The following is a 17,679-nucleotide window of genomic DNA, read 5'->3' on the forward strand; positions in this document are numbered from 1 at the left end:
GTCTCGGCCAGGTGAACTCGGCCGATCCCGCAGCGAGGCTGCTGCGCCTCCTCGCCCTGCTCCAGGCGAGGCGCCGGTGGTCGCCCGCCGACCTCGCCGCCCGGCTCGAGGTGAGCTCGAGGACGCTCCGGCGCGACCTCCAGCGCCTCGAGCAGCTCGACTACCGCGTCGAGCGGAAGCCCGGGCCCGGCGGCTACTACGCCCTGGGCCGCGGCGCACGCATCCCTCCGCTGCTCTTCGATGACGAGGAGGTGGTGGCGCTCGTCGCCGGCCTGCGGATGCTCGAGGAGCAGGCGAGCGACGACGCCGCCGCGCGGGCCCTCGTCAAGCTGCGCCAGGTGCTGCCGGGCCGCCTGAGCGCGACCGCCGGAGCCGTGATCGCGGCGACGCAGACCGCCCGGCCTGCCGGCGGCGACGCCGAGCCAGCGCAGGATCCGCGGCTGGACCTGGAGCTGCTCAAGCACCTGGCGCATGCCGGTGCTGAAGCGCTGGTGGTCCGGTTCGACTATCGCGACCAGGTCGACCGCGAGTCGGCGCGCGAGGTCGACTCGGTGCTCTGCGTCCAGCTGCGAGGCAGGTGGTACGTCGTCGGCTTCGACCGCGACCGGCAGGAGTGGCGCACCTTCCGCATGGACCGCATCTCCGGTGTGCGACTCGGACGGCCTGCCTCCCGCCGGGAGCTGCCGTTCGGTGACGTGGCGGCGTGGTTCGCCTCCGACTTCGGTCGGAGTCCTCAGCGCCCGCTCTCCTAGCGGCGGCCCAGCAGAGCCTCGAGAGCAGCGGCGGCGCCGCTCGTCTCCCGAGCGGGAGCTGGGTCCCCGGCGGCCGTGGCCTCGAAGTCTGGGACCGGCCGCTCGGCCGCCTCCTCCTCGGTGGTGGCCAGCCCGTTCTCCTCGATGTCCTCCAGCAGCCACTCCATCTCCTTGATCTCCAGCCGCTGGGTCTTGATGATGCCGTCGGCCAGCTCGCGGACGCGGACGTCGTCGATGTCGGCGCGCTCGCTGGTGAGGATCGCGATCGAGTGGTGGGGGACCATGCCCTGCATGTAGCGCTCGTCGTCGACGAAGAGCTGGCTCCGGGAGGCGTAGTAGGCGGTGCCGCTCACCACGAGGGCCGCGACCACGACCACCGCGTTGAGCTTCCGGCTCTTGTACATCATCGAGACCATGAACGACAGCATCACCAGCGCCATCGCGCCGCCCGAGATCAGCGCCATGTAGAGGCGCTCCTGGCTGTAGTGGATGTGGCCGGCGTCGTAGGTGTTGCTGTACATCAGCACGAACATCACGGCGGTCGAGGTGGCGATCATCGCGCCGAACCGGACATACATCCGTCCCTCGCGGTGAGGCTGCTTGTGCTCGTCGTGCTGGTGGCCGGCGTCCTTCGCGTTGTGCGCGTCGCTCACGATGTGCTCCTCAGTCGGTCGGGTCGGGCGAGTGTGGGTCCGTTCTCGGTCCACCGCCGTGCCACGACCAGCCGTCGCTGGTCATCAGGCGGTGCAGGCGGGTGCGGCGCTCAACCTCCTGCTCGGCGACACGGCGCACGCTGGTGTCGTCCACGGGGAGGTCGGCGGCGGCGCTCCCGGCCGTGCTCGGCGGCGGCGGTACGTCGACCTCGGGCACCGAGGCGGTGCGGGAGGCGGTCTCGAGGTAGCGGCTGACGGCGGACCGCAGCGGGTCCACGGCGCTGGGCTCGAGCCGGTGCCGGGCGTCCATCGCGCCGATCACGGTCAGCGCCTCGTCGAGGTGGGCCAGTGCGACGGGAGCGGCGAGCCGCCGGGTGGAGGAGTGGAAGTAGTGCAGCACCGGGTAGGCGAGGTGCTGCTCGGCGGACTTCGCGACGCTGGTCGAGAGCGAGACCAGCTGCTGCTCGAAGACGCTGCCGAACTGCTCGCCGGTCCAGCCCTTCGCGAGGATCTCGCTCGGTGCGTCGCCGAGGCCGTGCACCTGCACGGCCAGGGCCCGCCGCTCGACCACGGCGGACACCACCGAGATCAGGTAGGTGATCGCCAGGGTGACGAGGAAGAGGCCGGAGAACGTGGCGGCCGCCATGCCGATCCGCCAGCCGGGCGAGGCGGCGATGAAGTCGCCGGTGCCGAGCGTGAAGATGGTGAAGCCGGTGAAGTAGACGACGTCGGCCGGGCCGGCGGGGATGCCGTTCTTCGCGGTGACGACGGCGTCGGAGCCGAGGAAGACCAGCGTCCAGCCGGCCCAGAGCATGCCGACCCAGGTCAGCACGGTCACGATCAGGATCACGGGCCCGGCCACCGTCAGCAGGCTGGACTCCTTGTCCTGGCGGTGCAGTCGGAGCGCCAGCCGCCAGGCCGCGGCGAGCACGGTGCTGGTCAGCGGCCCGGCGCCGTTCGAGACGGCCAGCGTCGTGGCCAGGGCGTCGACGAAGACCAGGACGACGAGCAGCGCGCCCCCGGCGATCAGCAAGGTGTCGAGCACGAGTTCCTTTCCAGAGACCACCGGTCGGCCAGCCCGTCCGAACCACTGCCGCAGGGAGAGGTGTCCGGCGGGGGCGGGACTCCACGGCGGTACCCGTCCCTTCGCGGGGCCATCCGGGCGGGCGCGGCACCCGGTCCCGACTGGGGTGCCTCGCCGTAGAAACCCGAGCCAGATAAGGTTTGCCTAACCTACAGAGGAGACCCCCTATGACCGTGATGAAGAGACTGGCCACCTCCGCCGCCGTCCTCGCGCTGACCGTCAGCCTGGCTGCCTGCGGCGAGGACGCCCAGGACGCCGAGGACAGCTCCGAGGGCAGTGGCTCAGGCGACTGGGAGGCGGTCACCGTCGAGCACGCCTTCGGTGAGACCGTGATCGAGGAGAGGCCCGAGCGGGTGGCCACGATCGACTTCGCCAACCAGGAGGTGCCGCTGGCGCTCGGCATCGTGCCGGTCGGCATGTCGAAGATGACCTGGGGCGACGACGACGGCGACGGCGTGCAGCAGTGGACCGAGGACAAGCTGGAGGAGCTCGGCGCCGAGACGCCGGTCCTCTTCGACGAGACCGACGGCTACGACTTCGAGGCGATCGCCGGCACCGAGCCCGACGTGATCCTGGCCGGCTACTCCGGCATGACCGAGGACGACTACAAGACGCTCAGCGAGATCGCGCCCGTCGTCGCCTACCCCGACGACCCGTGGGCGACGGAGTGGCGTGACTCCATCGTGCAGAACGCGAAGGGCCTCGGGATGGAGGAGGAGGGCGAGCAACTGGTCGCCGACCTCGAGAAGACCATCGCGGACGCCGTCGCCGAGCACCCGGAGCTCGAGGGCACGACCGGCATGTTCCTCACCCACGTGGACCCGGCCGACCTGAGCGAGATCAACTTCTACAGCGCGGCGGACACGCGCTCGAAGTACCTCCTGGACCTCGGCATGGAGATCGCGCCGAGCATCGTCGAGGCCACCGGCGACAGCGGTGACTACGCCGGCTCCATCAGCGGCGAGCGGGCCGACCAGCTCTCCGACGTCGACGTGATCATCACCTACGGCGGCCAGGAGCTCATCGACGCGCTCAAGGGCGACCCGGTGCTCTCCCAGCTGCCGGCGGTGAAGAACGACGCCGTCGTCAACCTCGACGGCAGCAAGGCGATCGGCACCGCCGCCAACCCGACGGCGCTCTCGGTGCCCTACCTCGTCGAGGAGTACGTCGCTCTGCTCGCGGACGCCGCCGCCTACACCACCGAGTGACGACGCCGACCGCCACCGACGTGCCCGTCGCGTCCGCCGACCCCCTCCGGCGGACGCGGCGGGCCCGCACGACCTGGCTGGCCGTGCTGACCGCGGTGCTGCTCCTCGCCTGCGCCACCTCGGTGGCGATCGGCTCCCGCGACGTGGGATGGACCGACATCTGGGCGGGCCTGGCGGGCCGCACCGACGGCTTCGCCGAGGCGGCCGTCGCCAAGCGGGTGCCGCGCACCGCCCTCGCCGCGGTGGCCGGCGCCGCCCTCGCCGTCTCCGGGCTGGTGCTCCAGGGCATCACCCGCAACCCGTTGTCCGACCCCGGCATCCTCGGCATCAACCTCGGCGCCTCGCTGGCCATCGCCAGCGGCATCGCCTGGTTCGGCCTCGTGTCGCCGAGCAGCTACATCTGGGTCGCCATCCTCGGTGCCGCCGTCACCGCCGTGTTCGTGTGGCTGGTCGCTTCCGCGGGCCGCGGCGGCCCCACCCCGCTCAAGCTCACCCTGGCCGGCGCCGCGACCGCGGCCGCGCTCTCCTCCTTCGTCACCGCGGTGGTGCTCCCGCGCCCCGACATCTCCGAGAACGTGGTGTCCTGGCAGATCGGCGGCGTCGGCGGCGCGACCGACGACAAGCTGTGGCAGATGGCGCCGTTCCTCCTCGTCGGGGCTCTGCTCTGCGCGTGGAGCGCCCGAGGCCTCAACATGCTGGGGCTCGGCGACGAGCTCGCGGCGGGCCTCGGCGAGCGGGTCACCCGGACCCGGCTGGTGGCGGCCCTCGGGGCGGTCACCCTGGCCGGCGCCACCACCGCCATCACCGGGCCGATCGCCTTCCTCGGTCTGGTGGTCCCGCACTTCTGTCGCCTGCTCGTCGGCGTCGACCACCGCTGGCTGCTCCCCTTCACCGCCGTCGGCGGCGCCATCCTGCTTCTCGTCGCCGACGTCGTCGGCCGGGTCGTCGCCCCGCCGGCGGAGGTGGACGTCGGCATCATCACCGCCTTCGTCGGTGCGCCGATCTTCATCTGGGTGGTCCGCCACCGACGGGTGCGTGAGCTGTGAGCGCCTCCGTGTCGACCACCCGCCCCGTCGACGTACCGCCCGGTGGTGCGGCGGCGCACGCGGATGCGCTCACCCGCGTACGACGCAGCCGCCGGTACCGCAGTCGCCGGCGCCGCGTGGTGATCGCGGTGCTGTGCCTGCTGCTGGTGGGCGCGTACGCCGGGAGCCTGATGCTCGGCTCGACCACCTACTCGCTGTCGGAGGTCCTCGCCGTCGTCCTCGGTCAGGAGCCGCCCGGCGCGCAGTTCGTGGTGGGCCGGCTGCGGCTGCCGCGCGCCTCGCTGGCCGTGCTCGTCGGTCTCGCCTTCGGGCTGGCCGGAGTGACGTTCCAGACCCTGCTGCGCAACCCCCTCGCGAGCCCCGACATCATCGGCATCACCGAGGGCGCGAGCGCCGCGGCCGCCGTCGCGATCGTGACCTTCACGCTCAGCGGCCTGGTCGTCTCCGGGGTCGCTGTCGCCGCCGGGATCGGGGTCGCGCTCACCATCTACCTCGTCGCCTACCGCCGCGGCGTCGCGGCCGGCACCCGGCTCATCCTCATCGGCATCGGCGTGGCGGCGATGATGCAGAGCGTCATCTCCTGGCAGCTGGAGCGGGCGACCAACTTCCAGCTGGCCGAGGCGCTGCGCTGGCTGACGGGCAGCCTCAACGGAGCGCTGTGGCGCGACGTCTGGGTGGTGCTGGTCGCGCTCGTCGTGCTCGGCTCGGTGGTGCTGCTCCAGAGCCGCAGCCTGGCCGCCTCCCAGCTCGGCGACGACGCCGCCTCGGCCCTCGGGGTGCGCGTGGAGCGGATGCGCCTGCTGACCATCGTCGCCGCGGTCGGGCTGATCTGCTTCGCGACGGCGGCGTCCGGGCCGATCGCGTTCCTGGCCTTCCTGTCCGGCCCGATCGCGGCACGGATCGTCGGGCCGCGCGGGTCGCTGCTGGTGCCGGCCGCCCTGGTCGGCGCGCTGATCACCCTGCTCGCCGACCTCGCCGGCCAGCACGCCTTCGGCACCCGGCTCCCGGTCGGCGTCGTGACCGGGATCCTCGGCGCGCCGTACCTGCTCTATCTCATCGTCCGCATCAACCGCGTCGGAGGCACTCTGTGACCACCCCGCCAGCGTCTCCCCGGCAGCCCGGCCAGCCCCGGCAGCCCAGACTGGACGTCGAGCAGCTGACCCTCGGCTACGGCGACCGTGACGTCGTACACGCACTCGACCTCGCCGTCCCGCCCGGCGGCGTGACGGCCATCGTGGGGCCCAACGCCTGCGGCAAGTCGACGCTCCTGCGGTCGATGACCCGGCTGCTGGCGCCGCGAGCCGGGCACGTGCTGCTCGACGGCAAGGCCGTCCACGCGATGCCGGCCAAGCAGCTCGCGCGCCGGCTCGGGCTGCTGCCGCAATCGCCGATCGCCCCGGAGGGCATCACCGTGGGCGACCTGGTCGGCCGGGGCCGCCACCCGCACCAGCGGGCGCTGGCCCGGTGGTCGCAGGCCGACGACCGGGCGGTGGCCGCGGCGCTGGAGGCGACCGACACGCTCGACCTCGTCGACCGTGCCGTCGACGAGCTCTCGGGAGGGCAACGCCAGCGGGTCTGGATCGCGATGGCGCTGGCGCAGGAGACCGAGGTGCTGCTGCTGGACGAGCCGACCACCTTCCTCGACGTCAGCCACCAGGTCGAGGTCCTGGACCTGCTCACCGACCTCAACCGGGCCAAGGGCACCACCATCGTGATGGTGCTCCACGACCTCAACCTCGCGGCGCGGTACGCCGACCACCTGATCGCGCTGCGTGAGGGCCGCCTTTTCGCCGCCGGCCCGCCGGCCGAGGTGCTGGACCCCGGGCTGGTGAAGGAGGTGTTCGGCATGCCGAGCACGGTCATCGAGGACCCGGTGTCGGGCCGACCGCTGATGATCCCGATCGGCCGCTACCACGCCTCCGCCCCGGCATCACGCTGAACAGGGCGGGGCCGGTCGCTTCACCGCGGCGAGAGGGTGATCCGGCAAGACGCCCGACCCGACCGTCCCTGCAACGACGAAGGCAGGGCCCCGAAGGTCCCTGCCACTCTCAAGGTATAGCGCAGAGGGGGTCTTGCGGCAAGGCCCCCTCGGTGCCCCAGACTGCTCGGCCTTGCCCGGTCACGGGGCCGGCGGGAGGGAGCTGATCATGGTTGACGTTGCGGTGGTGGGCGGCGGTCCGAGCGGGATGGTGCTGGCGGCCGAGCTGGCCCTGGCCGACGTGGACGTCGTCGTGCTGGAACGGCGGGCGACCCCCGAGATTGTCGGGTCGCGGGCCGGCGGGTTCCACGCCCGCACGATCGAGGTGCTCGACCAGCGTGGGGTGGCCGGCCGGTTCCTGGCGGAGGGGCAGACGGTGCAGGTGCTGACGTTCGGGAGCACCGTCCTCGACATCAGCGACTTCCCGACCCGCCACCCCTACACGCTCGGGCTGTGGCAGAACCACATCGAGCGGATCCTGCGCGGATGGATCGACGAGCTCGGCGTGCCGGTCCGCCACGGGTGCGAGGTGGCCGGCCTGGCGCAGGACGGGACCGGCGTGGACCTGCGCCTGGCCGACGACGGCGGCGTCGGGGGAGGCATCCGGGCGGCGTACGTCGTCGGTGCCGACGGTGGCCGGAGCACCGTGCGGAAGGCGGCCGGCATCGACTTCCCCGGCCTGCCGCCGTCGCGGACCAACCTGATCGCGGAGGTCGAGCTGGCCGACGAGTTCCCGGCCGGGATCCGCCACGACGAGCGCGGGCTGCACGGGCTCAGCCTGATGGAGGACGGGCGCACCGTGCGGGTGATGCTGAGCGAGGGCGAGGTCGGGCCAGCGCGCGAGCCGGAACTCGCCGATCTCAGGGCCGCGCTGAGGGAGGTCTACGGCTCCGACTTCGGTGCGCACAGCCCGACCTGGATCTCCCGGTTCAGCGACGCCACGCGGCAGGCGGCCGCCTACCGGTCCGACCGGGTGCTGCTCGTGGGCGACGCCGCCCACATCCACTACCCCGCCGGCGGGCAGGGGATCGGGCTGGGCGTGCAGGACGCCGTCAACCTCGGCTGGAAGCTGGCCCAGGTCGTCGGCGGCGTGTCGCCGCCGGAGCTGCTGGACAGCTACCACGCGGAGCGGCACCCCGCCACAGAGCGCTCGCTGCGCTTCACGATGGCGCTGTCGGTGCTGCAACGCTCCGACCCGCGCGTCGACGCCCTGCGCAGCGTCGTGGACGAGGTCCTGCCCTTGTCCGAGCCACGCGCGCACCTTGCCGGCCTGGCCACCGGGCTCGACGTCCACTACGACCTGGGCGAGGGCCACCCGCTCCTGGGCCGGCGGGTGCCCGACCTCGACCTGGTGACCGCCGACGGCGCGATTCGGGTCTACGAGCTGCTGCACCGCGCCCGGGGTGTGCTCCTCGACCTCGGCGGCGCGGGGACGGTCGGCCCGGGACCGTGGGCCGACCGCGTCGACCACGTCCGGGCGTCGTACGACGGCGCGTGGGAGCTGCCGGTGATCGGCGAGGTGGCGCCGCCGACCGCCGTGCTGGTGCGGCCCGACGGCCACGTCGCCTGGGTCGGCGACGGCAGCCCGGACGGTCTGGAGGACTCGCTGAGCCGGTGGTTCGGGCCGCGCCGGGCGCCTGGCGCGGCGTGAGGCCGGACGCCGGCGGCGGTCAGGCGGTGCGGTCGCCCAACCTCGGGAACGGGGTCAGCGAGAACACCACCTCGACCGGCACGTCGAAGAACTCGGCGATTCGCAGCGCGAGGTGGAGGCTCGGGCTGTACTCTCCGCGTTCGAGGTAGCCGATCGTCTGGTAGTGGACCTGCACCTCGTCGGCGAGGTCGCGGCGGGAGATGCCGCGCTCCGCGCGGAGCATGGCGATCCGGTTGTGCACGATCTCGTTGCTGGGGGCCATCGCTCAGCTCCACGCCTGGAGCGCCGCCTGCTTGCGGCTCTCCACCGCCGAGCCGGACTCGCGCCGCGCCATCGCGCGCAGGACGCGCGGCGCCACGGCCAGGCCGACGACCGCCCACAGGCCCAGCACGCCGAACGTCTCCCAGGTGTGGAACTGCCCGCCGAGCTCCGCCGCGCCCGCGGCCTCGGGCAGCAGCGCGTCGCGCATGCCGGCGCCCAACCAGTAGAGGGGGAAGGTCATCGCGATCGGGTGGATCCAGTCGGGCAGCGCGGTGATCGGGTAGAAGATCCCGGAGATCGCGGTGAGCGCGACCATCGGCAGGAAGCTGAGGCCGAAGCCGGCGCCCGAGGACTTCGCGAGGGCTCCCACGACGGCGCCCCACGGCATGGTCGCCACCATGCCGAGCAGGAAGACGGCCAGCAGCATCAGCCACCCGCTGATCGGCACGTCGGCGAGGCCGGGCAGCAGGAAGAAGCCGGCCACCAGGAAGATCGCCAGGCCCAGCAGCGTGCTGAGGATCGCCAGGACGACGCGGGCGACGAGGTAGCCGACCATGCCATTGGGCGTGGACTTGGCCCGCAGCAGGGTGCCGTCCTCCCGCTCCAGGGCGAGGGTCTGGGCCGTACCCATCCAGCCGCCGAGCGCGACGTTCATCCCGATCAGGCCGGGCAGGGTCGCGAGCGCCAGGGAGTAGCCGGTCCCGGCGAGGTCGGCGTCGCGCTGGAACACCAGGACCGACACGAACCCGGCGTTCATGGTGACGATCCAGACCTGGTCCGCGCGGGTGGACAGGCTGTGCCCCATCTCCAGGATGCCGCGGCGCACGCCCAGTCGGGCGGCTCCCCACAGCGGACGGTCGACCAGGGCGCTCATCGGACCACCGCCAGGTCGGCGCCGACCTGCTCGCGGTCGCCGGACTCGAAGCGCTGCACCAGTGCCATGTAGCTGTCCTCCAACGTGGCTCTGCGGACCTCCAGGTCCTCGATCTCCTCGCCGTACTGCGCGAAGAGCTCGCGCACGAAGGCGGTGGCCGCCTCGCTTGCGTGCACGAAGCGCTCGCCGCGGCGGCTCCAGCGCACCTCCGTACGTCCCTCCACCTGCCGGGACAGCTCGTCGGCGCTGCCGTCGGCGACGATCCGACCGCCGGCGAGGATCAGGATGCGGTCGGCCAGCTTCTCGGCCTCGTCCAGGTCGTGGGTGGTGAGCAGGATGGTGGTGCCCTCGAGGTCGGCGAGCCGGTGCACCGCGTCGTGCAGCTCGCGGCGGGCGTGGGGGTCGAAGCCGGCGGTGGGCTCGTCGAGGAACAGCATGTCGGGCCGGCCCACGATCCCGATCGCCACGTCGAGACGGCGTCGCTGGCCGCCGGAGAGCCTCGCGATCTTCTGGTCAGCGTGCTCGGAGAGGCCGACCAGCTCGAGCAGCTCGTCGACGTCCATCGGGCGCGGCCGGTCGACGGTCGAGTACGGCCGGTAGAACTCGGCGAGGTGCTGCAGCAGCTGGCGGACGGGCCACCGGCCGTGGTCGCGCCACGACTGCAGGACCACGCCGAGACGGGCGCGCCAGGCCTCGTCACCCTTCGCCGGGTCCGTGCCGAGCACGGTGACCGACCCCGCCGACCGGACCCGGAACCCCTCGAGGATCTCGATCGTGGTGCTCTTCCCCGCGCCGTTGGGTCCCAGCAGCGCGAGCACCTCGCCGCGGCGGGCGGTGAAGGAGACGCCGTCGAGCACCTCCACGTCGCCGTACCGCATCCGCAGGTCGCGCACGTCGATCACCGGGTCGGCGCCCGTCATCCGGCTCATGCGGCGAAGATAGCATTCCTACTACATTCGCAGGTAGGTCTATGACGACCCGTGGTGTCGGTCCTCGTCGGCACGGCGACCTACTCCACGTGCGTGCTCGACTCCTCGCCTCTGCGCAGGACGCGGCGCTGCTCCACCCTCCCCGCGACGCGTGCCAGCGCTGCGCTGACGGCGGTCAGCCGCTCGCGCGGCGGGGAGGCTCCGCGCTCCGACAGTGCGTCGAGACGGTCCCGGGTGCGGTCGAGGATCGCGAGCGGCACTGCGGACAGCGCGTTGCCCGGCGGGCGCCGGGACACCACCGGGTGGGGGCGGGTCGGTGCGATCCGCCGGGTCAGCTCCCACGCGAGGCCCAGCCGCCGGAGCTCCGTCCGGTCGAGGGACGTCTGGAGGCGGGGCAGCAGGTCGTCCTCCTCGTCCCGGACGTCCTCGCGCAGAAGCTCGGCGATGCGCTCGCGCAGCCGTCCGCGGTCGGGGGCGGTCAGCTCCTCGCCCTCGAGCCGCGCCCACAGCGCGTTGATCTCCTGGTGCTCCTGCTCCACGCGCAGGGTGAGCGCCTCGCCGTCGTCGAGCACCCGGCGGGCCTGTGGCCACAGGACCGCCTCCTCGGCGAACGCGTGCGGGAAGACCAGGCGGGCGATCTCGCGGAGCACGGTCTTGTCGTCGTGCTCGCGGGTCGCCGCGAGCCGGTCGAGGAGGCGGTCGAGGCGGGTGTGGTCGCGCTTCTGGCGGACGAGGACGCTGAGCCCTCCGCCGAGCTCGGCCTCGGTCTGCTGGGCGAGGGATCGCATCGTCCGTCCCTGCCGCTAGAGCTCGTCCTCGGGGACGACGTGCACGGCGGCCTCCTCGGCACTCGCGGCGGCCCCGTCGATGCCGACGTCCTCGGCCACGAGGTCGGCCTCCCGGTCGGTGGCGACGCCTTCGTCGGGCGCCACCAGCCGGCCGGCCCGTTCGTCGCCGACCTCGGAGTCGGACTCGGCCAGTGCGCCGCGGCGTGCCTCCTCCTCGGCCGCCTCATAGGGGTCGGGCTCGGGGACCTCCTGCTGCACGCGCTGGTCGAGGGTCTCGCCCATGCTCTCCTCGAGTGGCGTGTTGCCGTAGCCCTGGCCTGCCGACCACTTCTCCGGGGGCGAGTAGCCCTCGTCGAGCGGCTCGGCCAGGCCACGGTCGTCGACCAGGCTGTCGCCCGTGCTCTGCGGCTGTCCCTCGTCGTCGACGCTGTAGCCGTGGTAGCTCTCGTTGTCCGACGCGTCGTTGGTGACGTCGACCGCGGGGTCGGTGCCGATCGCGGTGTCGACGTCGGGCTGCTCGGAGCTCATGGGACCTCCAGGTCTCTCGGTGCGGTCTCTCGGTGCGGTCTCGCTGGTGTCCACGGCGGTACCCACTTCCCGCGAGCATGATCGGGGGCACCGGCGATCGGCGGCGTGGCCTCGGCGACGCCGTGCTCCGAGGGCTTCCTAGCTCCGGGCGCCTAGGCTGGCGCCCATGGCGAGCAGGGACCCGATCCGGGCCGCGCACGAGCAGTGGCTGCGCCACGGCTGGTCGGACGCGGCCGACGGGATGGCACTGGTGACCTCGGTGGTGCGGGTGCAGCAGCTCTTCATGGAGCGCATCGACGCCGTCCTCCGGCCGCTCGATCTCACCTTCGCGCGCTACGAGATCCTCCGGCTGCTCTCCTTCTCGCGGGCCGGCGCGATGCCGATGTCACGGGTGGGCGCCCTCCTGCAGGTGCACCCGACGAGCGTGTCCAGCGCCGTGGACCGCCTGGTGCAGCAGGGGTACGTCGAGCGGCTGCGCCCCGACACCGACCGGCGCGTGATCCTGGCCTCCCTGACCGATGCGGGCAGCGAGGTGGTGGAGCGGGCGACCGAGGCGCTCAACGCCGCGGTCTTCGAGCGGCCCGGGCTCGCGGCCGCGGACGTCGACCGGCTGGTCGGCCTGCTCACCCGCCTCCGCGGCGGCCTCGGCGAGGACGTCGAGTGACCATGGCTTCCCCGAATTAGTTGGATGACCTAGCATTGGTGGTGCTAGGACGCCCAACTATCTTCCAGGGAACCGCGATGACCGACCTGCACGTCCCCCAGCACCCGGTTCGCCTCGTCACCGCGTCGAGCCTCTTCGACGGGCACGACGCCTCGATCAACATCATGCGGCGGATCTTCCAGAGCCAGGGCTGCGAGGTGATCCACCTCGGGCACAACCGGTCGGTGCACGAGGTCGTGGAGGCCGCGATCGAGGAGGACGTGCAGGGCGTCGCGGTCTCGTCGTACCAGGGCGGGCACGTCGAGTACTTCGAGTACCTGGTCAAGTCCCTGCGGGCCGCCGGGGCCGAGCACGTGCGTGTCGTGGGCGGCGGCGGCGGGGTGATCGTGCCCGAGGAGATCGCCCGGCTGCGGGAGTCCGGCGTGATCATCTTCTCCCCAGAGGACGGCCAGCGGCTGGGCCTGGCCGGCATGGTGAACACGGTGGTGGCCGACTGCGACTTCGACCTCTGGGAGGCGGCCGGCGTCGATGCCGAGCAGGTGCTCGCCGGGGAGCGCCTGGCGGTGGCCCGCGCGATCACCGGCGCCGAGACGGGCCGGCTCCCCGAGGCGACGCGCGGCCGGATCCGCGAGGCCGCCGCCGCGCGCACCGTGCCGGTGCTGGGCATCACGGGCACCGGCGGATCCGGCAAGTCCAGCCTGACCGACGAGCTCGTCCGCCGCTTCCGCGTGGACCAGCAGGACAAGCTGCGGATCGCGGTGATCGCGATCGACCCGACCCGGCGCAAGGGCGGCGGCGCCCTCCTCGGCGACCGGATCCGGGCCAACTCGCTCGACGGCGAGCGCACCTTCTTCCGCTCCCTGGCCACCCGCGGAGCCCACGAGGTGCCGGAGTCGCTGACCGACGTCATCGACATCATGAAGGCCGCCGGCTTCGACCTGGTCGTCGTGGAGACCCCCGGCATCGGCCAGGGCGACGCGGCCATCGTCCCCTTCGTCGACCACTCTCTCTACGTGATGACGCCGGAGTTCGGCGCCGCGTCGCAGCTGGAGAAGATCGACATGCTCGACTTCGCCGACACGGTCGCGATCAACAAGTTCGAGCGCCGCGGGGCCAAGGACGCCCTCCGCGACGTCGGCCGCCAGCTGGTGCGCAACCGGGAGGCGTTCGGCAAGAAGCCGGACGACATGCCCGTCTTCGGCACGAGCGCCGCGACCTTCAACGACGACGGCGTCACCGCGCTCTACCAGCACCTCCTCGGCGCGCTTGCCGGGCTCGGGCTGCCGGCCGCCGACGGCGCCCTCCCTCGGGTCGACGTCCGGCACTCCTCCGGCATCCGCCAGGTGGTGCCGACCGACCGGGTGCGCTACCTCGCCGACATCGCCCAGACCGTGCGCGACTACCACGCCGAGACCGACCGCCTTGCGGAGGCGGCCGCCCGGCTGCAGCGGCTCGAGCTGGTGCGCGGCGAGCTGGAGAGCACCGAGCTCGACGCGCTGGTCGAGCAGGCGCGCGACGACCTCCCCGCCCCCGTCCGCAAACAGGTGGAGGGCTGGGCCGACGTCGTGGAGTCCTACTCCGGTGACGAGCAGGTCGTGAAGGTGCGCGACCGCGAGCTCGTCACCCGCCTGACGAAGGAGTCGCTCTCCGGGCTCCACATCCCGCGGGTCGCCCTGCCCCGCTACCGCGACCACGGCGAGCTGGTGCACTTCCTGCGGCGCGAGAACCTGCCCGGCCGCTTCCCCTTCACCGCGGGCGTCTTCGCCTTCAAGCGCGACAACGAGGACCCCGCCCGCATGTTCGCCGGCGAGGGAGACCCGTTCCGCACCAACCGCCGGTTCAAGCTGCTGTCGGAGGGCCAGCCCGCGACCCGCCTGTCGACCGCCTTCGACTCCGTGACCCTCTACGGCCGCGACCCCGACGAGCGGCCGGACATCTACGGCAAGGTCGGCACGTCCGGCGTCAGCGTCGCGACCCTCGACGACATGAAGGCGCTGTACGACGGCTTCGACCTGGTTTCGCCGACGACCTCGGTGTCGATGACGATCAACGGTCCGGCGCCGACCGTGCTCGCGTTCTTCCTCAACACCGCCATCGACCAGCAGCTCGACGCCTTCCGCGACCGGGAGGGCCGGGAGCCGTCGGAGGAGGAGCGCGCGACCCTGGCGGCGTACGCCCTGGAGAACGTGCGCGGCACCGTGCAGGCCGACATCCTCAAGGAGGACCAGGGGCAGAACACCTGCCTGTTCTCCACGGAGTTCTCGCTGCGCTGCATGGCCGACGTGCAGGAGTGGTTCATCGAGCACGGCGTGCGCAACTTCTACTCGGTCTCGATCTCCGGCTACCACATCGCCGAGGCGGGGGCGAACCCGATCAGCCAGCTGGCCTTCACCCTGGCCAACGGCTTCACCTACGTCGAGGCCTACCTGGCGCGAGGGATGGACATCGACGACTTCGCCCCGAACCTGTCCTTCTTCTTCTCCAACGGCATGGACCCCGAGTACACCGTGCTCGGCCGGGTCGCCCGACGGATCTGGGCGGTGGCGATGAAGGAGCGGTACGGCGCCAACGAGCGCTCGCAGAAGCTGAAGTACCACGTGCAGACGTCCGGCCGGTCGCTGCACGCTCAGGAGATCGACTTCAACGACATCCGCACGACGCTCCAGGCCCTGTGCGCCATCTACGACAACGCCAACTCGCTGCACACCAACGCCTTCGACGAGGCGATCACCACGCCGACCGAGGACTCGGTGCGTCGCGCATTGGCCATCCAGCTGATCATCAACCGCGAGTGGGGCCTCGCGATGAACGAGAACCCGCTCCAGGGCAGCTTCATCGTCGACCAGCTGACCGACCTGGTCGAGGAGGCGGTGCTGGCCGAGTTCGACCGCCTCTCCGAGCGCGGGGGTGTGCTGGGGGCCATGGAGACCGGCTACCAGCGGGGCCGGATCCAGGACGAGTCGATGCTCTACGAGCACAGGAAGCACGACGGGACGCTGCCCATCATCGGCGTCAACACCTTCCTCAAGCCCGAGGCCGAGGAGGCGCCGGCCGAGCTGGAGCTGGCGCGCGCCACCGAGGCCGAGAAGCAGTCGCAGCTGCAGCGGGTGCGCTCGTTCCGCGACGCGCACGCGAGCGAGGCCCAGGAGGCGCTGGCCCGTCTCAAGGACGCCGCCGCCAGCGGCGACAACGTCTTCGCCGTGCTCATGGACGCCGCGCGCGTGTGCACCCTGCAGCAGGTGACCGAGGCCTTCTTCGAGGTCGGAGGCCAGTACCGCCGCAACGTGTGACGGCTCAGCGGGCGCCGCTGGGCGCCGGGGCGGATCCGGCCGGAGCCGGTGTCGCGGGCTCGACCCGGTCACCGCTCCGACCGCGGCGCCGCAGGGCCGACCGTGGCCACTGCACGAGCGCGACCGCCGCGAGGACCAGCGCCCCGCCGAGCAGCTGGACGAGCGTCAACGTCTCCCCGAAGACCAGCGCGGCTCCGGTCACCGTCACCACCGGCTCGAGGATCGAGAGCAGCGCCGCCAGGGACGGACCCACCCGTGCCAGGCCGGCGAAGAAGAGCAGGATCGCCCCGACCGTGCTGACCAGGGCGATCGCGGTCAGCCAGACCCAGCCGATCGGGTCGAAGGCAAGGTCGGTGCCGCCGGTCACCGCTCCGGTCGCGAGGAAGGTGGCGAAGCCGCCCGTGCACACCAGCGCCGTGAGGGCGACCGGGTGCGCGTCCGCGCCCACCCGGTCGCCGACCATGATGTAGCAGGTGTAGGTGACCGCCGCGCCGAGCGCCAGTAGCGCCCCGATGCCGTCGAACCGGCCGGTCGTCGCCCCCAGCAGCACGAGCGCGATGCCGCAGAGTGCGATCCACAGCGCCGCGACCCGCCGGCGGGACGCCTGTTCCCGGCCGACGGCGATCGCCGCCAGCATCACCAGCACGGGGTAGAGGTAGAAGACCAGCGCGACCAGCGAGGCGTCCAGCCGCTCTAGTGCGGAGAAGTAGAAGGTGGCCTGCAGCGCGTAGCCGACGGCTCCCATCGCCAGCCCGCCCAGCACCGTGCGGCGGGTGAGCCCGCGGGCCGCGCCGGTGACGGCCGCCACCCCGCCGAGGACCAGGGCCGCCAGGCCGAAGCGCACGAGGAGCAGGGCGTCGACGGAGACGCCGGCGTCGTACGCGAGCTTGCCGAAGACGGCCATCACGCCGAAGCCGACGGCCGAGAGGAGGCAGAAGAGCGGTCCCACCTCTCGATGGTCCCCGGCGTGAACCGTTCACGTCCATCGCGGCTTCATGTACTGCTTCGTGCAGATATCCTGAACAGATGCTGGACCTGCACCGCCTGCGCCTGCTGCGAGAGCTGCACGGCCGCGGGACGGTCCATGCCGCGGCACGGGCCCTGGGCTACTCCCCGAGTGCCGTCTCCCAGCAGCTCTCGGTGCTCGAGCGGGAGGTCGGGACGCCGCTGCTGGAGCGCACCGGCCGCAACGTGCGGCTGACCGCCGCCGGCGAGGTGCTGGTGCGCCACGCCGAGGTGCTGCTCGGCGGCATGGCGGAGGCCGAGGCCGAGGTGGCGTCGGTCGCGGCCGGCCGCGTGGCCGGCGTCGTCCGCGTCGCTGCGTTCCAGTCGGCCTTCCTGCGGATCGTGGCGCCGGCCGTGCGCGCGCTCGCGAGCAGTCACCCCGAGATCCGCGTCGAGGCCAGCGAGGCCGAGGTCGAGCAGGCCGCTCCCGCCCTCCGGTTCCAGCAGTACGACGCCGTCGTCGGCGACGAGTACGACGGCCTTCCGCGTCCGGTGCACGCCGACCTGCAGCGCGAGCGACTGCTGCGCGAGCGGATCCTCGTGGTGCTCGCCGACGACCACCCCCAGGCCGGCGCGAAGCAGGTGGCGCTCGGCCGGCTGTCCGACGCCGCCTGGGCAGCGTGCCAGCCCGGCACCGGCCAGCACGCGATGCAGTTGCGGGTCTGCCGCGATCTCGGCGACTTCGAGCCCGACGTGCGGTATGCCTCCGACGACTTCCTCATCCTGCTCGAGCTCGTGCGCACCACAGGCGCTGCCGCCCTGCTGCCGGAGCTGGTGATGGGCTACGGCAGGACGGGCATCGCGGCGCGTTCGGTCGCGGAGGGGGCCGTGGGGCGGGAGGTCTTCCTCCTCACCCGCCGCAGCCGCACTCCGGCGGTGTCAGCCGTCGCCGAGGCGCTGCACGCCGCTGCTGCCGTCGCTGCGTCGGCGGACTGACGGGCCCCATGCTCGGGTGCCCCGCCGGGAGC

At 72.5% G+C, this 17,679-nt stretch carries 17 protein-coding genes; 9 read left to right on the top strand and 8 right to left on the bottom strand.

Features of this window, described 5'->3' with window-relative positions:
- The first annotated feature begins 11 nt into the window (after positions 1 to 11).
- On the top strand, positions 12 to 752 hold the full coding sequence (locus tag ACPOLA_RS03880; RefSeq protein WP_435769077.1) for a helix-turn-helix transcriptional regulator: 741 nt from the start codon (positions 12 to 14) through the stop codon (positions 750 to 752).
- On the opposite strand, the gene ACPOLA_RS03885 is transcribed toward ACPOLA_RS03880, so the two are convergent.
- Positions 749 to 1,405 carry a DUF305 domain-containing protein gene (locus ACPOLA_RS03885; RefSeq protein ID WP_435769078.1) on the bottom strand — a complete coding sequence of 219 codons (657 nt, stop codon included), beginning with the start codon at positions 1,403 to 1,405 and terminating at the stop codon, positions 749 to 751. The two genes, ACPOLA_RS03880 and ACPOLA_RS03885, sit on opposite strands and share 4 nt — an antisense overlap.
- Positions 1,406 to 1,415: 10 nt before the next feature.
- Positions 1,416 to 2,450, bottom strand: a complete 1,035-nt coding sequence (locus tag ACPOLA_RS03890) for a hypothetical protein (protein ID WP_435769079.1) — start codon at positions 2,448 to 2,450, stop codon at positions 1,416 to 1,418.
- A 206-nt stretch (positions 2,451 to 2,656) separates the two neighbouring features.
- Between ACPOLA_RS03890 and ACPOLA_RS03895 the strand changes: the two genes are divergently transcribed.
- The 5 genes from ACPOLA_RS03895 (at position 2,657) to ACPOLA_RS03915 (ending at position 8,372) form a co-directional block, all read left to right on the top strand.
- Positions 2,657 to 3,697, top strand: a complete 1,041-nt coding sequence (locus ACPOLA_RS03895) for an iron-siderophore ABC transporter substrate-binding protein (protein WP_435769080.1) — start codon at positions 2,657 to 2,659, stop codon at positions 3,695 to 3,697.
- A complete protein-coding gene (locus ACPOLA_RS03900; protein ID WP_435769081.1) occupies positions 3,694 to 4,743 on the top strand; it encodes a FecCD family ABC transporter permease in 1,050 nt (349 codons plus the stop codon). The genes ACPOLA_RS03895 and ACPOLA_RS03900 overlap by 4 nt, the downstream gene beginning before the upstream one ends.
- A gap of 8 nt (positions 4,744 to 4,751) precedes the next feature.
- Positions 4,752 to 5,834 (top strand): FecCD family ABC transporter permease, encoded by a 1,083-nt coding sequence (locus tag ACPOLA_RS03905; protein WP_435769082.1) that lies wholly within the window; start codon positions 4,752 to 4,754, stop codon positions 5,832 to 5,834.
- A complete protein-coding gene (locus ACPOLA_RS03910; RefSeq protein WP_435769083.1) occupies positions 5,831 to 6,682 on the top strand; it encodes an ABC transporter ATP-binding protein in 852 nt (283 codons plus the stop codon). Before ACPOLA_RS03905 ends, ACPOLA_RS03910 begins: the two co-directional genes overlap by 4 nt.
- A gap of 208 nt (positions 6,683 to 6,890) precedes the next feature.
- Positions 6,891 to 8,372, top strand: a complete 1,482-nt coding sequence (locus tag ACPOLA_RS03915) for an FAD-dependent monooxygenase (RefSeq protein ID WP_435769084.1) — start codon at positions 6,891 to 6,893, stop codon at positions 8,370 to 8,372.
- 19 nt (positions 8,373 to 8,391) lie between these two features.
- On the opposite strand, the gene ACPOLA_RS03920 is transcribed toward ACPOLA_RS03915, so the two are convergent.
- From ACPOLA_RS03920 to ACPOLA_RS03940, 5 genes are all read right to left on the bottom strand, one after another.
- The gene (locus ACPOLA_RS03920; protein ID WP_435769085.1) at positions 8,392 to 8,634 is read right to left on the bottom strand and encodes a helix-turn-helix transcriptional regulator; all 243 of its coding nucleotides are present in this window, start codon (positions 8,632 to 8,634) and stop codon (positions 8,392 to 8,394) included.
- 3 nt (positions 8,635 to 8,637) lie between these two features.
- A complete protein-coding gene (locus ACPOLA_RS03925) occupies positions 8,638 to 9,507 on the bottom strand; it encodes an ABC transporter permease (protein WP_435769086.1) in 870 nt (289 codons plus the stop codon).
- Positions 9,504 to 10,436, bottom strand: a complete 933-nt coding sequence (locus tag ACPOLA_RS03930; RefSeq protein ID WP_435769087.1) for an ABC transporter ATP-binding protein — start codon at positions 10,434 to 10,436, stop codon at positions 9,504 to 9,506. The genes ACPOLA_RS03925 and ACPOLA_RS03930 overlap by 4 nt, the downstream gene beginning before the upstream one ends.
- Positions 10,437 to 10,516: 80 nt before the next feature.
- Positions 10,517 to 11,224, bottom strand: a complete 708-nt coding sequence (locus tag ACPOLA_RS03935; protein ID WP_435769088.1) for a hemerythrin domain-containing protein — start codon at positions 11,222 to 11,224, stop codon at positions 10,517 to 10,519.
- A 15-nt stretch (positions 11,225 to 11,239) separates the two neighbouring features.
- Positions 11,240 to 11,752: a DUF5709 domain-containing protein gene (locus ACPOLA_RS03940; RefSeq protein WP_435769089.1), complete on the bottom strand. Its 513-nt coding sequence runs from the start codon at positions 11,750 to 11,752 to the stop codon at positions 11,240 to 11,242.
- A 166-nt stretch (positions 11,753 to 11,918) separates the two neighbouring features.
- On the opposite strand from ACPOLA_RS03940, the gene ACPOLA_RS03945 reads away from it, so the two are divergent.
- A complete protein-coding gene (locus ACPOLA_RS03945; RefSeq protein ID WP_435769090.1) occupies positions 11,919 to 12,416 on the top strand; it encodes a MarR family winged helix-turn-helix transcriptional regulator in 498 nt (165 codons plus the stop codon).
- A gap of 77 nt (positions 12,417 to 12,493) precedes the next feature.
- Complete coding sequence (gene icmF, locus ACPOLA_RS03950; protein ID WP_435769091.1) at positions 12,494 to 15,706, top strand: fused isobutyryl-CoA mutase/GTPase IcmF; 3,213 nt, start codon at positions 12,494 to 12,496, stop codon at positions 15,704 to 15,706.
- Positions 15,707 to 15,710: 4 nt separating this feature from the next.
- Here the strand turns inward: icmF and ACPOLA_RS03955 are convergent, their stop codons facing one another.
- Positions 15,711 to 16,655 (bottom strand): DMT family transporter, encoded by a 945-nt coding sequence (locus ACPOLA_RS03955; RefSeq protein WP_435769092.1) that lies wholly within the window; start codon positions 16,653 to 16,655, stop codon positions 15,711 to 15,713.
- 77 nt (positions 16,656 to 16,732) lie between these two features.
- On the opposite strand from ACPOLA_RS03955, the gene ACPOLA_RS03960 reads away from it, so the two are divergent.
- Positions 16,733 to 17,647 carry a LysR family transcriptional regulator gene (locus ACPOLA_RS03960; RefSeq protein WP_435769093.1) on the top strand — a complete coding sequence of 305 codons (915 nt, stop codon included), beginning with the start codon at positions 16,733 to 16,735 and terminating at the stop codon, positions 17,645 to 17,647.
- The last annotated feature ends 32 nt before the right edge of the window (positions 17,648 to 17,679 follow it).

Origin of the sequence: Nocardioides proteolyticus, assembly GCF_051280635.3 — a bacterium.
In the GTDB taxonomy this organism is placed as follows: Bacteria; Actinomycetota; Actinomycetes; order Propionibacteriales; family Nocardioidaceae; genus Nocardioides.

Coding starts and splice junctions, on each gene's coding strand:
- ACPOLA_RS03925 (WP_435769086.1), bottom strand. CDS start 9,507: ATGAGCGCCCTGGTCGACCGTCCGCTGTGGGGAGCCGCCCGACTGGGC.
- ACPOLA_RS03920 (WP_435769085.1), bottom strand. CDS start 8,634: ATGGCCCCCAGCAACGAGATCGTGCACAACCGGATCGCCATGCTCCGC.
- ACPOLA_RS03960 (WP_435769093.1), top strand. CDS start 16,733: ATGCTGGACCTGCACCGCCTGCGCCTGCTGCGAGAGCTGCACGGCCGC.
- ACPOLA_RS03945 (WP_435769090.1), top strand. CDS start 11,919: ATGGCGAGCAGGGACCCGATCCGGGCCGCGCACGAGCAGTGGCTGCGC.
- ACPOLA_RS03895 (WP_435769080.1), top strand. CDS start 2,657: ATGACCGTGATGAAGAGACTGGCCACCTCCGCCGCCGTCCTCGCGCTG.
- ACPOLA_RS03915 (WP_435769084.1), top strand. CDS start 6,891: ATGGTTGACGTTGCGGTGGTGGGCGGCGGTCCGAGCGGGATGGTGCTG.
- ACPOLA_RS03930 (WP_435769087.1), bottom strand. CDS start 10,436: ATGAGCCGGATGACGGGCGCCGACCCGGTGATCGACGTGCGCGACCTG.
- ACPOLA_RS03935 (WP_435769088.1), bottom strand. CDS start 11,224: ATGCGATCCCTCGCCCAGCAGACCGAGGCCGAGCTCGGCGGAGGGCTC.
- icmF (WP_435769091.1), top strand. CDS start 12,494: ATGACCGACCTGCACGTCCCCCAGCACCCGGTTCGCCTCGTCACCGCG.
- ACPOLA_RS03940 (WP_435769089.1), bottom strand. CDS start 11,752: ATGAGCTCCGAGCAGCCCGACGTCGACACCGCGATCGGCACCGACCCC.